The 13,617-nt window shown below is 73.3% G+C and carries 13 protein-coding genes and 1 pseudogene; 7 read left to right on the forward strand and 7 right to left on the reverse strand.

Annotation, left to right across the window (positions count from 1 at the left end):
- The first annotated feature begins 109 nt into the window (after positions 1-109).
- The 6 genes from QWM81_RS17360 to QWM81_RS17385 all read left to right on the forward strand — a co-directional run bounded on the left by QWM81_RS17360 (position 110) and on the right by QWM81_RS17385 (position 4,832).
- On the forward strand, positions 110-994 hold the full coding sequence (locus QWM81_RS17360; protein ID WP_290112929.1) for an STAS domain-containing protein: 885 nt from the start codon (positions 110-112) through the stop codon (positions 992-994).
- Positions 991-1,401 (forward strand): STAS domain-containing protein, encoded by a 411-nt coding sequence (locus QWM81_RS17365; RefSeq protein ID WP_290112930.1) that lies wholly within the window; start codon positions 991-993, stop codon positions 1,399-1,401. Before QWM81_RS17360 ends, QWM81_RS17365 begins: the two co-directional genes overlap by 4 nt.
- Complete coding sequence (locus QWM81_RS17370) at positions 1,385-1,969, forward strand: anti-sigma regulatory factor (protein WP_290112931.1); 585 nt, start codon at positions 1,385-1,387, stop codon at positions 1,967-1,969. The genes QWM81_RS17365 and QWM81_RS17370 overlap by 17 nt, the downstream gene beginning before the upstream one ends.
- Positions 1,969-3,156: an ATP-binding protein gene (locus QWM81_RS17375; RefSeq protein WP_290112932.1), complete on the forward strand. Its 1,188-nt coding sequence runs from the start codon at positions 1,969-1,971 to the stop codon at positions 3,154-3,156. Before QWM81_RS17370 ends, QWM81_RS17375 begins: the two co-directional genes overlap by 1 nt.
- Positions 3,153-4,394 (forward strand): PP2C family protein-serine/threonine phosphatase, encoded by a 1,242-nt coding sequence (locus tag QWM81_RS17380; RefSeq protein ID WP_290112933.1) that lies wholly within the window; start codon positions 3,153-3,155, stop codon positions 4,392-4,394. The genes QWM81_RS17375 and QWM81_RS17380 overlap by 4 nt, the downstream gene beginning before the upstream one ends.
- 78 nt (positions 4,395-4,472) lie before the next feature.
- Positions 4,473-4,832 (forward strand): ATP-binding protein, encoded by a 360-nt coding sequence (locus QWM81_RS17385; RefSeq protein WP_290112946.1) that lies wholly within the window; start codon positions 4,473-4,475, stop codon positions 4,830-4,832.
- 415 nt (positions 4,833-5,247) lie between these two features.
- Here QWM81_RS17385 and QWM81_RS17390 read toward each other — a convergent pair whose 3' ends face one another.
- The 6 genes from QWM81_RS17390 to fmt all read right to left on the reverse strand — a co-directional run bounded on the left by QWM81_RS17390 (position 5,248) and on the right by fmt (position 12,571).
- Complete coding sequence (locus QWM81_RS17390; protein WP_290112934.1) at positions 5,248-6,093, reverse strand: RNA polymerase sigma factor SigF; 846 nt, start codon at positions 6,091-6,093, stop codon at positions 5,248-5,250.
- A 172-nt stretch (positions 6,094-6,265) separates the two neighbouring features.
- Positions 6,266-7,708: a GuaB1 family IMP dehydrogenase-related protein gene (locus tag QWM81_RS17395; RefSeq protein WP_290112935.1), complete on the reverse strand. Its 1,443-nt coding sequence runs from the start codon at positions 7,706-7,708 to the stop codon at positions 6,266-6,268.
- A 194-nt stretch (positions 7,709-7,902) separates the two neighbouring features.
- Positions 7,903-8,949, reverse strand: a complete 1,047-nt coding sequence (locus QWM81_RS17400; RefSeq protein WP_290112949.1) for a sugar-binding transcriptional regulator — start codon at positions 8,947-8,949, stop codon at positions 7,903-7,905.
- A gap of 109 nt (positions 8,950-9,058) precedes the next feature.
- A complete protein-coding gene (gene rpe / locus QWM81_RS17405; RefSeq protein ID WP_290112936.1) occupies positions 9,059-9,742 on the reverse strand; it encodes a ribulose-phosphate 3-epimerase in 684 nt (227 codons plus the stop codon).
- Between the two features lie 156 nt (positions 9,743-9,898).
- The gene (locus QWM81_RS17410; RefSeq protein ID WP_290112937.1) at positions 9,899-11,320 is read right to left on the reverse strand and encodes an RsmB/NOP family class I SAM-dependent RNA methyltransferase; all 1,422 of its coding nucleotides are present in this window, start codon (positions 11,318-11,320) and stop codon (positions 9,899-9,901) included.
- Positions 11,321-11,614: 294 nt separating this feature from the next.
- Positions 11,615-12,571, reverse strand: a complete 957-nt coding sequence (gene fmt / locus QWM81_RS17415; RefSeq protein ID WP_290112938.1) for a methionyl-tRNA formyltransferase — start codon at positions 12,569-12,571, stop codon at positions 11,615-11,617.
- A 229-nt stretch (positions 12,572-12,800) separates the two neighbouring features.
- On the opposite strand from fmt, the gene QWM81_RS17420 reads away from it, so the two are divergent.
- Positions 12,801-13,322: a hypothetical protein gene (locus tag QWM81_RS17420; RefSeq protein ID WP_290112939.1), complete on the forward strand. Its 522-nt coding sequence runs from the start codon at positions 12,801-12,803 to the stop codon at positions 13,320-13,322.
- Positions 13,323-13,489: 167 nt separating this feature from the next.
- Here the strand turns inward: QWM81_RS17420 and QWM81_RS17425 are convergent.
- A pseudogene (locus QWM81_RS17425) lies at positions 13,490-13,617 on the reverse strand (nucleotide exchange factor GrpE); the annotation flags it as partial.

Below are 13,617 nucleotides of genomic sequence, written 5' to 3' on the forward strand. Positions count from 1 at the left end.
CAACCGCCGTTGAACATGAGAAACGGGGCCGGGCGGCCAACCCACTGATGTTTCCGCACCTTCCGCCGGAAACCCGTCCGCGACCCGCTTCCGACTGCGAGAGGTGCTTGTGAACACCAGCGAGTCGAGCGTGCGCGACCGCCTCTGCGAGGCCTTGCGGGAGCGCGAGGAGGAGATCGCGGACCGGTGGGTCCGGCTCCAGCTGGAGCAGGCGGTGCTCAGCACCGACATGAGTGAGCACGAGGTGCGGGAGGAAGCGGACCTTCTCATCTCCGCCCTGGCCTCGGGTCTGGCCAGCGATGTGCCGGTGGAACGGCTCGTGGCGTCCCGCAACGAACTGCGCCAGACGGTGATAGAGCTGTCGCTGCGCCGGGCGAGGGCGGGCGCTTCGCCGACCGCCACGTCGATGGCCGTCCTGTCGCTCAAGGAGGCGCTGCTCTCCGCCGTACAGCACACCACCCGGGACTCCGCCGAGCTGTTCTCCGCCGCCATCCTGGTCAACCGGCTGCTGGACGCCGCCGGGGTGCTGTCGTTCGAGACGTACGTGGAGGGGCGCGAGGAGATCATCCAGCGGCAGAGCCGCCAGCTGCTCGAAGTGTCCACCCCCGTGGTCCGGCTGTGGCGGCACGTCCTGGCCGTACCGCTGATCGGGACGCTGGACACCGCGCGTACGCAGGTGGTCATGGAGAGCCTGTTGCAGGCGATCCAGGACGACGAGGCGCAGGTCGCCATCATCGACATCACCGGCGTACCGGCCGTCGACACCGCGGTCGCCCAGCATCTGATGCACACCGTCAACGCGGTACGGCTGATGGGCGCGGACTGCGTCATCAGCGGCATCCGGCCGCCGATCGCCCAGACCATCGCGCAGCTCGGCATCGACCTGTCCACCATCCTGACCCGGGCGACCCTGGCGGACGCGCTGGGCGCGGCGATCCAGCTGACCGACCAGCCCGCCGTCGACGCGGGCACCGCACGGCCGGTGACCGCGTGACGGCCCCTCACGCCACCGGCGTACCCATCCTGCGGCTCGGCGACGTCCTGGTCACCGGGCTGCTCAACGAGCTGGACGACCAGTCGGCGGTGGCCTTCACCGACGAGCTCACCGAGCGGATCGCGGCCGACGGCGCCCGTGGCGTCCTGATCGACATCTCCCGGCTGGAGATCATCGACTCCTTCGTGGCGCGCACGCTGATGGAGCTGACCACCATGGCGCGGCTCTTGGGGGCCCGGGTCATCGTGGCCGGGATGCGGCCCGCGGTCGCCATCACCCTGGTCGAGCTGGGGCTGCGGCTGACCGGCGTGGAAACCGCCCTCAACGCGGAGCAGGGCCTGACCGCGCTCGGCTGGCACCGCATGCCCCAACCCGCCGGGGAGGTCCGACGTGACGCTCGGCGGTGAACGGGTCGCGGCGGGCCCCGAACTCGTCGCCCAGCGGTCCCCCGTGCCCGGCGCCCGTGCCGGCCTGACGGCGGGGCCGTCCGCGAGCGGCAGCCCCGGCACGGGCGCGGTGGCGGGGGCGTCCAGGGCCTCCGGTGCGTCCGGTGCCCCCGGGGCCTCGGGTGCGTCGAAGGCCTCCCGTTACGAGGTCGCCTCCGAGGAGGACCTGCTGACGGTACGCCACGCCGTACGGGCCGCGACCGTGGAAGCCGGCTTCGGGCTCGTCGACCAGACCAGGATCGTCACCGCGGCCAGTGAGCTCGCCCGCAACGCCTACGTCCACGGCGGCGGAGGTGCCCTGGAGATCCAGTTGGTGAACCGTTCCGGGCGGAAGGGGCTGCGGCTGACGGTCCGCGACGACGGCCCCGGCATCCCGGACCTGGAGATGGCGCTCACCGATGGTTTCACCACGGGCCAGGGGCTCGGGCACGGCCTGGGCGGGGCGCGGCGGCTGATGCACGAGTTCCAGGTGCACAGCGTCCCCGGCCAGGGCACGACCGTGGTCGCCACGCGCTGGAACGACCGCTGATGCGGGCGCAGAACGGGCCGCCGAACGGACCGTCGACCGGGCCGCAGGGGCGGCCGAGGACCGGCCCGCAGGCGGGATCGCAGACCCGCTCGCAGACCGGCCGGCTCGGGCGGCCGTCGCCGGGGACGGGGGCCGGGCCGTCCGAGTCGGCCGGGTCGGCCGGGTCGCGGACGCGGCCGTCACCGTCCATCACCGCCCACATCCGGGTGGACCACTACAGCGCCGTCCAGCTCGCGGCCTCCGCCGCCCGGCGAACGGCGCTGGACCAGGGGCTCACGGGCGCCCTGCCGGACCAGGCCGCCGTGCTGGCGAGCGAGCTGGCCGGAAACGTCGCCAAGCACGCCGTGCACGGCTCGCTGTACATCCAGCCGCTGCCGCTGCGGCCCGGCGTGGAGATCCTGGCCGTGGACCGGGGACCGGGCATGGCCGACGTGGAGCGGTGCCTCACCGATGGGTACACCACCACCCGCACGCTGGGCTCCGGTCTCGGCGCGGTGCGCAGGATCGCCGACGAGTTCACCGTCCGTACGAAGGAGGGGGCCGGGACCGTGGTCTGCGCCCGCCTCGGCGAGCCCGGCAGCAGCGCCGCCGACTCCACCACGCCGGGTGTCGGAGCGGTGCGCGTACCGGCCGACGGCGAGACCGCGTGCGGCGACTCCTGGGGCCTTGCGGTCACCGGGGACGTGCGCACCGCCCTCGTCGTGGACGGGCTGGGGCACGGGGCACCCGCCTCCGAGGCGGCCGAGCTCGCCGTGCGCGCCTTCCACCGCGGCGCCGACCAGCCGCTGCCGCAGCTGATGCGGTCGATGAACCGGGCGCTGCGGCGCAGCCGGGGCGCGGCGGTCGGCCTGCTGCGGCTGACGGGCGACGGCGTCGAGCACTGCTCGGTGGGCAACGTACGCGCCGTCCTCCTCGCACATGACGGCATCCGGCACCGCTTCGGCGGCCAGCCGGGGGTCGTCGGCTGGAACATGCCCGAACCGCGGGTGCACCGCATCCCGGCCGACTCGGGCGCCACGGCCCTGCTGCACAGCGACGGCATCGACAGCCGCTGGACGCACGCCCCGACGCCCTTCCTCACCGCACTGCCCGCTCCGCTGCTCGCCGGAGCCCTCGTCCACGAATACCGGCGCAGCCGGGACGACGCGACCGTCCTCACCCTCGGCCCGGCGCGGAGAGACGCATGAAACCGCAGATGACCACCCACCACTCCCTCGCCGGGCTGCGCAGCACGCTCCGCCGCCTGGCCCACCGGGCGGGCCTGCCCGTCGAGCTTCGCTACCGGCTCGCGCTGTCGGCGACCCGGGTCGCCGCCGGCGAGCTGGCCGCGGGCCGGCCCGTACTGCTGGAGGCGGTGCCGCCGCAGCCCGACGGCCGCGCGGAGGGGCGGGGCGAGGGCCGGCTGACCGTGCGGCTGCACCTGCCGCACGCGCCGCGCCGGCCGTCGCTGGACGGGCTGCCGCTGCCCGCGGAGCGGCTGCCCGGACCGGCCGCGGTGTGGCGGCTGCCGGCGCCCGCGCTGGAGGAGCCGCCGCCCGGGGACGACCCGCCGGGGCTGGTCGAGCTGCTGGAGGAGGAGCTGAGCGCGGCGGTCAGCCGCATGGACGCGCTCGCCGAGGACCACCAGCGGCTCAAGCACGAGCTCGCCGAGACCAACAGCGGCGTGCTGGCCCTGTACGTACAGCTGGAGGAGCGCGACGAGCAGCTGCGGCAGGCGCACGGCCGGATACTGCGTCAGCTGGAGGACGCGCTGCGCCCGCCGCCGGTGCGGGTGCCGGGGGTGGAGATGGCCGTGCACTACGAACCGGCGGAGAAGCACGCCCCGACCGGCGGTGACCTCTACGACTGGTTCGTCCTGCCGGACGGCACCGTGCACATCACGGTGGTGGACGCCCTGGGGCACGGCCTGACCAGCACGCGCAGCGCGCTCAACGTCACCCACGCCGTACGCACCCTGGCCCTGGAGGGCCACCCCGTGGAGTCCATCGTCGCCAGGACGGACGAGGTGCTGGCGACCTTCGACCACGACCTGATGGCCACCGTGCAGCTCGTCAGGATCGATCCGGCGAGCGGGGAACTGGTGCTGGCCAACGGCAGCCATCCGCCCGCCCTTCTCGTACGGGAGGACGGCGAGACGAGCCTGCTGGAGGTACGCGGGCGGGGTATCGGTTTTCCGCTGCCGGGCAGCGAGCGGCTGCTGCGGGACCGCCTGGGCCCCGGCGACCTGCTGGTGCTCTACACCGACGGGCTGACCGAGAGCCGCCGCGACCCCCGCGAGGGCGAACAGCGGCTGGCGCGGGTGGCGCGCAGGCACCGTCACCGGCCGATAGAGGAGATCCCGGCGGCCATCGCGGAGGAGATGCACACGGTCATCCTGCATCCGGACGACACCGTCGCCCTGACCGTACGGCGGGTCCCCGGCTGACCGTCGCCGGGTCCGTGGTGAACCCACGCGGGCTGGGTACACGTGCCACGAGGACCGAAGGAGCCGCTTGTGGTTGTCATGGTTTCGCCGTACGCCGACTGCGCCTCGGCCCGTGAGTCGGCCGCCCGCTTCCTGGCCGAGCACTGCCCGTGGGCCGACCTGGACGCCGTTCAGCTGGTCGTGACCGAACTGACCACCAACGCCCTGCGCCACACCGAGGGCTGGTGGCGCCTGCGGCTGCGGGCCGAGCCCGAGGAGCTGGCCGTGGAGCTGGACGACTCCAGCCCGGTCGTCCCCGAGGCCCGCACGCCGGACTTCGCGGGCGGCGGCGGCTTCGGCTGGCCCATGGTGCTGGCGCTGGCGAGCCGCGTGGAGGTCCGCCCCCGCGCCAAGGGCAAAACGGTACGAGCCATCTGGTCCCGCCCCGAATCCGCCTGACGCCCCCCGCCGCCCCGGGAGCCCCGCCCCCGCCGACGCCTCTGCCTTCCGCGCGCCCGGCCCGCAGACGTCGAGCCCCGCCGACGCCTCCCGCCCGCCGCGTACTCTGCCCGGCAGACTTCCCTAGCCCCGCCCCCGACGCCCGCGTGGGGGCACCCCGCCGGTCATACCTCCCGCCGAGGCCTCCCGCCCGCCGCGCGCCCGCGCCCGGCCCGGCAGACGTCCGAAGCCCCGCCGGCCTACGCCCGCCGTGGCGGACACGACCGTCAAAGGCATGACCGTGAAAAACACGGCTGTGAAAGGCGCGGCCTCAACACACGCCACCGGCCCGGCCCCTTCAAGGGCCGGGCCGGTGACGGCCGGTCGACGCCGCGTCCGCTCCACCCGCCGCGCGGCGTCCCGTCGTGCCCGCCGGTCACTCCACGGCCAGGAGGCCCTCGCGGAGCCGGGCGGTGATCCGTGACAGCAGCCGCGAGACATGCATCTGGGAGACGCCGAGTTCGGCGCCGATCTCGGACTGCGTCATCTCGTCCACGTACCGCATCTTCAGGATGCGCCGGTCCCGCTCGTCGAACTCCTCGATGAGCGGCTTCAGCGCCTGGACGTTCTCCACGATCTCCAGCTCGCGGTCGGGCTCGCCCAGCCGGTCCCCGAGCGTCTCCGACGCGTTGTCGCCGCTGTCGTCGAGCGGCAGGTCCAGGGAGCCCGCCGTGTACCCGTTCGCGGCGACGAGTCCTTCGAGTACCTCGTCCTCCTCCATACCGAGGTGCTCGGCCAGTTCGGCGGGCGTCGGGGAGCGGTCGAGCCGCTGGAAGAGTTCGTCGGTCGCGCGGGCGATGTCGATGCGCAGTTCCTGGAGCCGCCGGGGCACGTGCACCGACCAGCTGGTGTCGCGGAAGAACCGCTTGATCTCACCGACGACGCAGGGCATCGCGAAGGTGGTGAACTCCACCTCGCGGCTCAGGTCGAACCGGTCGATCGCCTTGATCAGCCCGATGGTGCCGACCTGGATGATGTCCTCCATCTGGTCGGACCGGTTGCGAAAGCGCGTCGCCGCGTACTTGACCAGGGAGAGATTCAGCTCGATGAGGGTGTTGCGCACGTATTGGTACTCCTCCGTGCCCTCCTCGAGAACGGCCAGCCGGTCGAAGAACTGCTTCGAGAGTTCCTTCGCGTCCTTCGGAGCCACCTCGCCCGGGTTGCGCAGCTGCGGCAGATCGGTCGTCTGCGGGGCGGTACCCGTCGAGATCGTGGTCGCCATGGACACTGCACCCTCCCTATTTCATCTCCGTACGTTCGCAAGACGCGCCTACCCGCCTTCAGCCGGACCACGCGTGCCAATCCGATCCGCCTTCGTAGGAGATTCACGGGAAGACCACAAGACGCGACAGGGCCGCCTCCCGCGCACGGCGGAAGGCGGCCCTGTCGGAGCGTCAGTTCCAGCTGGCGTGCAGCGGCTTGCCCTCCGCGTACCCGGCGGCGCTCTGAATGCCGACGATGGCCTTCTCGGCGAACTCCTCCAGGGAGGCCGCTCCGGCGTACGTGCACGACGAGCGGACGCCCGCGATGATCGAGTCGATCAGGTCCTCGACACCCGGGCGGGCCGGGTCGAGGAACATCCGGGAGGTGGAGATGCCCTCCTCGAACAGCCCCTTGCGGGCCCGGTCGTACGCCGACTCCTCGCTCGTACGGTTACGGACGGCACGCGCCGAGGCCATGCCGAACGACTCCTTGTACAGGCGGCCGTCTGCGGACTGCTGGAGGTCGCCCGGGGACTCGTACGTACCGGCGAACCACGAGCCGATCATGACGTTGGACGCACCGGCGGCGAGCGCCATGGCGACGTCGCGCGGGTGGCGGACGCCACCGTCGGCCCAGACGTGCTTGCCGTACTTCTTCGCCTCGGCGGCGCACTCCAGCACGGCGGAGAACTGCGGGCGGCCGACGCCGGTCATCATGCGGGTGGTGCACATGGCGCCGGGGCCCACACCGACCTTGACGATGTCAGCGCCGGCCTCGATGAGGTCGCGTACGCCCTCGGCGGCAACGATGTTGCCCGCGACGATCGGCACCTGCGGGTCGAGACCGCGGACGGCCTTGACCGCGGAGATCATCGACTCCTGGTGACCGTGCGCGGTGTCCACGACGAGCGTGTCGACACCCGCGTCGAGGAGCTGCTTGGCCTTGCCCGCCACGTCGCCGTTGATGCCGACGGCGGCGGCGATGCGCAGCTTGCCGTTGGCGTCGACGGCCGGGGTGTAGAGCGTGGCGCGCAGGGCGCCCTTGCGGGTGAGGATGCCCGCGAGGCGGCCGTCCTTGTCCACGGCGGGGGCGTACCGGCGGTTGTGGTGGTCGAGCGTGTTGAACGCCTCGCGCGGGTCGATGTCCGCGTCGAGCAGCAGCAGGTCCCGGGACATGACCTCGGACAGCTGGGTGAAGCGGTCGACACCGGTCAGGTCCGCGTCGGTGACGACGCCGACCGGCCGCTGGTCGCCGTCGACGACGACACCGGCGTTGTGCGCCCGCTTGTGCAGCAGGTGCAGCGCGTCGGCGACGGTCTGCGTCGGGTCGAGCACGATCGGGGTGTCGAGCACGTGGTGGCGGCTCTTGACCCAGGAGATGACGTCGGTGACGACGTCGATCGGGATGTCCTGGGGGATGACGACGAGACCACCGCGCCGGGCGACGGTCTCGGCCATGCGGCGGCCCGCGATCGCGGTCATATTGGCGACGACCAGCGGGATGGTGGTCCCGGTGCCGTCGGGGGAGGAGAGGTCGACGCCCTGGCGGGAGCCCACGGCCGAGCGGCTAGGCACCATGAATACGTCGTCGTACGTGAGGTCGTACGGCGGCTTCAGGTCATTGAGGAAACGCACGTGCTGAACATCCCAGTCGTTCGGAGTTGGCCCCCGGGCATTTCAGCCGGGGGGAAAACGCACGTACTTCATTGTCCCATGTCCGCACACACGTACGCCGCAGGTGAAAGCTCCAGGCCGCGAAAGCGCGGCTTGTCGCTTCCTCCAAGCCCCGGACGGGCGCGGCGCCGAGCCTGGCCCCGGCGTGGCGCCGGCTACTCGTCCGGGTCCGCGCGGTCCAGCGCCGGGCGGGGCCCGGGCGTGAACTCGTGCAGCAGGTAGTCCGCCGCCATGGTGTCCGTGACCAGGCTGGTGACCAGCCCCGACCGCAGCACCGCGCCGATCGCCGCCGCCTTGCGCCGCCCGCCCGCGATGGCCACGACCTCGGGGATACGCCGCAGCCGGTCGGCCTCGACCGTGATGCAGCGCTCTCCGAGGTCGCGCCCCACCCGGCGCCCGTTCGAGTCGAACAGGTGGGCCGACATCTCGGCCGCGACGCCGAGCGAGGCGTAGTGCGCGCGCTCCTCGTCGGTGAGCATGTCGTGGACGGTGGAGATGCCCGGCTCCCAGGAGCCGATGGACACCGCCGCGACCGTGACCTTGTCGAAGTAGTCGAAGGCGCGGGCGATCCCGGTCTGGCTGCGCAGCGCGGCCGCGGTCGCCGGGTCGGGCAGCAGCATGGGCGCGTAGATGGGGTGCGCCTCGCCGCCGGAGACCTGGGCGGCGCGCCGCACCGCCTCCACCGAGCCGCGCTCGGCGGTCCCGGCGTCGTACACGCCGGTGAGCTGGACGACCGTGCAGGGCGGCAGCCGGTCGAGGGCGGCGGCCATGTGGATGGTGGACCGGCCCCAGGCCAGCCCCAGGACGTCGCCCTCGGCCACCAGCTCGCCGAGCAGGTCGGCCGCGACCTCACCCAGGTTCTCGGGGTCGGGCGAGGCGTCCTCGCCCTCGGGCGGGGACTCGACGACCACGGCGTGCCGCAGGCCGTATCTGGCGCGGAGCGCGTCGGAGCGCTCGGCGTCCAGCTCGGCGGGCACGCGGATCTCGATGCGTACGAGATCGCGCTCCAGGGCGGTCTCCAGGACCCGCGCCACCTTGAAGCGGCTGACGCCGAACTCCTCCGCGATCTGGATCTTGGACTTGCCCTCGAGATAGAAGCGACGGGCCATGGCCGCCGCCTGCACGAGCTCCGCGGGTCCCATCCGCAGGGCTGGCCGTCCCGCCGACATAGCAGACACCGCGCTCTCCTCACTGCTGTTCACACTACGGATCGCCATCCTCGCAGATGTGGCGGTCCTTGATCGGTCCTGTCGGGCTGCGTTCATCCGCCCGTCGCTCCCCCGTGGCTCGGCCGTGGCTCGCCCCCTCGGTTCAGTGGCCGCACGCCCACGCGGCGGTGGCCGTCGCCGCCGTGGCCTGCTCCCGCAGGGCACGCACCGCGGCGGCCGGGTCCTCCGCCCCGTACACGGCGGAACCGGCGACGAAGACGTCGGCGCCCGCCTCGGCGCACCGTTCGATGGTGGAGGCGGAGACCCCGCCGTCGACCTGGAGCCAGAGCTCAAGGCCGTGCTTGGAGATCAGCTCCCGGGTACGGCGGATCTTCGGCAGCATGATGTCCAGGAAGGCCTGGCCGCCGAAGCCCGGCTCCACGGTCATGATCAGGAGCATGTCGAGCTCGGGGAGGAGGTCCTCGTACGGCTCGATGGGCGTCGCGGGCTTCAGCGCCATCGAGGCGCGGGCCCCCTTGGCGCGGATCTCCCGCGCGAGGCGCACCGGCGCCGCGGCCGCCTCCACGTGGAAGGTGACCGACCCGGCCCCCGCCTCCACGTACTGCGGGGCCCAGCGGTCGGGGTCCTCGATCATCAGGTGGCAGTCCAGCGGGGTGTCCGTCGCCCGGCCGAGCGACTCGACGACCGGGACGCCCAGGGTGAGGTTGGGCACGAAGTGGTTGTCCATGACATCGACATGGAGCCAGTCGGCGCCTTCGACGGCCTTCGCCTCTTCGGCGAGCCGGGCGAAATCGGCGGACAGAATGCTGGGGTTGATCTGGGCCATGAGCCAAGCCTGCCATGCCCCATGGGGTTTCCTTTACCCGATGCCCGCCCTGGCTTTCCGGGACGCGGCGCACATGCCGCAATCCCGGCGTATCAACCCCCGCCCGGAACCCCGTCCGAGCCCCGTCCGGAACCCCGTCCGGTCACCCGCATCCGGCTACGCCGTGCGCCGCAGCAGCGCCAGGTACATGGCGTCCGTGCCGTGCAGATGCGGCCACAGCTGTACGTCGGGTCCGTCGCCCAGCGCCGGGACGCCCGGCATCAGGGGCCTGGCGTCGATCAGCTCCGCGCCGCCCGTCCTCTTCAGCACGTCGTCCACGACGACCCGGGTCTCCGCCAGGTGCGGCGAGCACGTCGCGTACCCGACCACGCCACCCACCCGGACGGCCCGCAGCGCCTCGGTCAGCAAGGCGCGCTGCAGCGGCGCGAAGCTCTCCAGGTCCTCCGGGCGGCGCCGCCAGCGGGCCTCGGGGCGGCGGCGCAGCGCGCCCAGGCCCGAGCACGGCACGTCCATGAGGACGCGGTCGAAGGAGCCGGGGCGCCACGGCGGGCGGGTGCCGTCCGCCGCGATGACCTGGTACGGGCCGGGGTTCCCGGCCAGTGCCCGCTGCACCAGCCGGGCGCGGTGCGGCTGCTTCTCGGAGGCGAGCAAGGCGGCGCCGCGCCCGGCGGCCAGGGCGCCCAGGAGGGCCGCCTTGCCGCCGGGGCCCGCGCAGCCGTCGAGCCACCGCTCGTCGGGGCCGTCGAGCGGGGCGTTGGCGAGGGCGATCGCGACGAGCTGGCTGCCCTCGTCCTGGACGCCGGCCCTGCCCTCCCGTACGGCGTCGATGGCGCCCGGCTCGCCGCCCTCGGCCAGGCGCACGGCGTACGGCGACCAGCGGCCCGGCAGCCCGGCCTCCTCGCCCAGCACGTCCAGCAGCTCATCGGTGGTGGACCGCCCGGGGCGGGCCACCAAGGTGACCTCGGGCCGCTCGTTGTCGGCCTCCAGCAGGTCTTCGATCCCGGCGCGGCCGCCGCCGAGGGCGTCCCACAGCGCGGAGACGATCCAGCGCGGATGCGAGTGCACGACGGCCAGGTGGTCCTCGGCGTCCTCGTCGTACGGCGGGGCCACCTGCTCCAGCCAGGCGTCGAGGCTCTGCTGCGAGATCTTGCGGAGTACGGCGTTGACGAACTTGGCCCGCCCGTCGCCGAGCACCACGCGGGCCAGCTCGACGCTGGCCGAGACCGCCGCGTGCGTGGGGATCCGCGTACCGAGCAGCTGGTGCGCGCCCAGTGCGAGCACGTCCAGCACCGGCGGGTCGACCTCGCGCAGCGGCCGGTCGATGCACGCGGCGATGATCGCGTCGTAGGTCCCCTGGCGGCGCAGGGTGCCGTACACCAGCTCGGTGGCGAGCGCCGCGTCCCGGCCGTCGAAGTCCTCCTTCTCGCGGGCCTTCTTCAGCAGCGGCGGCAGGACGAGGTTGGCGTACGCGTCGCGCTCGTCGACGGCGCGCAGCGCCTCGAACGCCAGGATCCGCACCGGGTCCTTCTTGGGGCGGCGGTACGGCTTGGGGGGACGGCGACGGGACTGCTCGCTCAAAAGGTGCTCCGCTTTTCGGTGTGGCTCGAACCCTCTCAGCCTAATCCCTTCTCAGCGACGGAACCGGAGCGCTGCGCTCTCTCCGGTCCTGCGCGAGCGCCCGGGCTGCCTTCGCTACATCGGGGCGACACCTCGTACGAGACGGGCGGCGTTCGGCGTCTTCCCCACCGCCACCACCTGGCTGGTGGCGGGCTCGCGCGCCGGCCGGAGCCTCAGTGCGACGTGGCCACGTCGTCCCTAGAAGGGAGGTCCAACCCTGCCGGCAGCCGGACTCAAGGCTCCGAAATCGACTTCTTACGCGCCTGAGGCGTCCACGTCGGCCCCGCCGGCCCTCTCCCCCGGGGCGATCCGTACGCCGCGCGCCCAGTCGGCGCCGCGCATCGGCTTCTTGCCCTGCGGCTGGACCCAGAGCAGTTCGACGGCGTGCGAGCCGGTCCCGACGTACACGTGGTTCTTGCCCGCCGACAGCTCGCCGGGGGCCAGGTCGGTGCGGTCGGGGACCAGCGCGGTCTGGATGAGCTTGAGCCGCTCGCCGCGGAAGACGGTCCAGGCGCCGGGCGCGGGCGTGCAGCCGCGTACGACGCGGTCGACGCGGAGCGCGGGGGCGTGCCAGTCGACGCGGGCGTCCTCGACGGTGATCTTCGGGGCGAGGGTGACGCCTTCGGCGGGCTGCGGTACGGCCTTGAGCGTGCCGTCCTCGATGCCGTCCATGGTGGCGGCCAGCAGCCCAGCGCCGGCGAAGGCGAGCCGGGTGAGCAGGTCACCGCTGGTGTCGGTGGGCCGCACCCGCTCGGTGACCGTCCCGTACACCGGCCCGGAGTCGAGTCCCTCCTCGATGAGGAAGGTGGACGCGCCGGTGATCTCGTCCCCGGCCATGATCGCGTGCTGTACGGGCGCGGCGCCACGCCAGGCGGGCAGCAGCGAGAAGTGCAGGTTGACCCAGCCGTGGGCGGGCACGTCGAGGGCGACCCGGGGCAGCAGGGCGCCGTAGGCGACCACTGGGCAGCAGTCGGGCGCGATCTCGCGCAGCCGCGCGAGGAAGTCCTCGTCCCGGGGCTTCGCCGGCTTCAGAACCTCGATCCCGGCCTCCTCCGCACGCTGGGCGACGGGGCTGGCGACCAGTCGCCGGCCGCGGCCGGCGGGCGCGTCGGGCCGGGTGACGACGGCCGCCACCTCGTGCCGGTCCGAGGCGATCAGGGCGTCCAGGGCGGGTACGGCGACCTCGGGGGTGCCTGCGAAGACGAGCTTCATCGGTGGCTGACTGCCTGTCTGTCTCGGGGCGGTGGCGGGCAACGCACCAGTTTAGGCCCCGGGGTGAAGGGGGCGTACGTACGAAGAGCTGCGCGCCCCGCGCATATGCGTATACGCCTCCGCAGCGTTACCCCGACCACGGGTGGCGCGTTGGTCAAGGCAGATTGACCGAAACGGGCCGCCCCGGTGCGGCCCGCCCCTTTTCAACGCCGGTTCGAGAGGCTTGTCAATGGCCGACCACGCAACCCACGACGCCCAAGCCCGGGCGAGTCTGCACCTGCTGGTGCGGGACATCGAGCGGGTCCGCCGGCAGGTGGACGCACTGCGCACGCTCACCGCCCAGCTCGGCAATGTGTACCGCCCACGGCGATCCGGCCCGTCCACGGGCTTCGTCGTCTACGGCCGGGCCCCGGCCCCCACCGTCCGGCTCGCCCAGGAGCTGCGGGACAGCGTCGAGACCCTGGTGACCGCGGCGGTGGACTTCGACCGCTCGCTGGGCTTCTCGTGGGACGCGGTGGGTTCCGCGCTCGGGGTCACCAAGCAGGCGGTCCACCGTCGGTACGGCGCCAGGCGGGCGGCGGCCCAGCCGGCGACCGCCCCGGACGCCGAGCACGCCGTGGAGCCGGGCGGTGCGCGGACGATGCCGGCGGTGCCGGCGGCCCGCTCGATGCCGCCCCAGCCCACGGCGAGCTCCCACTCCCTCCGCGAGGAAACCCGCCCCAGCGCCTTCCCCAGCCCCCGCAACGGCTGACGCCACGGGGCTGGGACAGCCCGCCCCGCCCCGGGCCGCGCCTGTGGGCCGGAGCGCCGGACACCTTCCGGGGCGCCTGCCCAAGGCCGCGCCGCGGCCCGTGGCTGGAGTTCCGCCACCGCCCGGGCGGGTAGCCGCGCCGCCCGCCCCCGCCCAAGGGGCGGGGGAGGGTCGAAGGGCTCGCCCTCCTTGCCGAACTGCTGCAGCCCCATCTTGGCGGCGACCGTCTCCAGCGATTCGGCGACCGACTTGAACCCGCCCACCAGCTCGCCGTGCTCACGGGCGCGGCCGATGT

Origin of the sequence: Streptomyces ficellus (genome assembly GCF_030406405.1) — a bacterium.
GTDB classification, from domain to species: Bacteria; Actinomycetota; Actinomycetes; order Streptomycetales; family Streptomycetaceae; genus Streptomyces; species Streptomyces ficellus_B.

Excerpts from the sequence above, each read along its gene's own strand:
- QWM81_RS17420 (WP_290112939.1), top strand. The coding sequence starts at position 12,801 with ATGGCCGACCACGCAACCCACGACGCCCAAGCCCGGGCGAGTCTGCAC.
- rpe (WP_290112936.1), bottom strand. The coding sequence starts at position 9,742 with ATGGCCCAGATCAACCCCAGCATTCTGTCCGCCGATTTCGCCCGGCTC.
- fmt (WP_290112938.1), bottom strand. The coding sequence starts at position 12,571 with ATGAAGCTCGTCTTCGCAGGCACCCCCGAGGTCGCCGTACCCGCCCTG.
- QWM81_RS17390 (WP_290112934.1), bottom strand. The coding sequence starts at position 6,093 with ATGGCGACCACGATCTCGACGGGTACCGCCCCGCAGACGACCGATCTG.
- QWM81_RS17375 (WP_290112932.1), top strand. The coding sequence starts at position 1,969 with ATGCGGGCGCAGAACGGGCCGCCGAACGGACCGTCGACCGGGCCGCAG.
- QWM81_RS17380 (WP_290112933.1), top strand. The coding sequence starts at position 3,153 with ATGAAACCGCAGATGACCACCCACCACTCCCTCGCCGGGCTGCGCAGC.
- QWM81_RS17385 (WP_290112946.1), top strand. The coding sequence starts at position 4,473 with ATGGTTTCGCCGTACGCCGACTGCGCCTCGGCCCGTGAGTCGGCCGCC.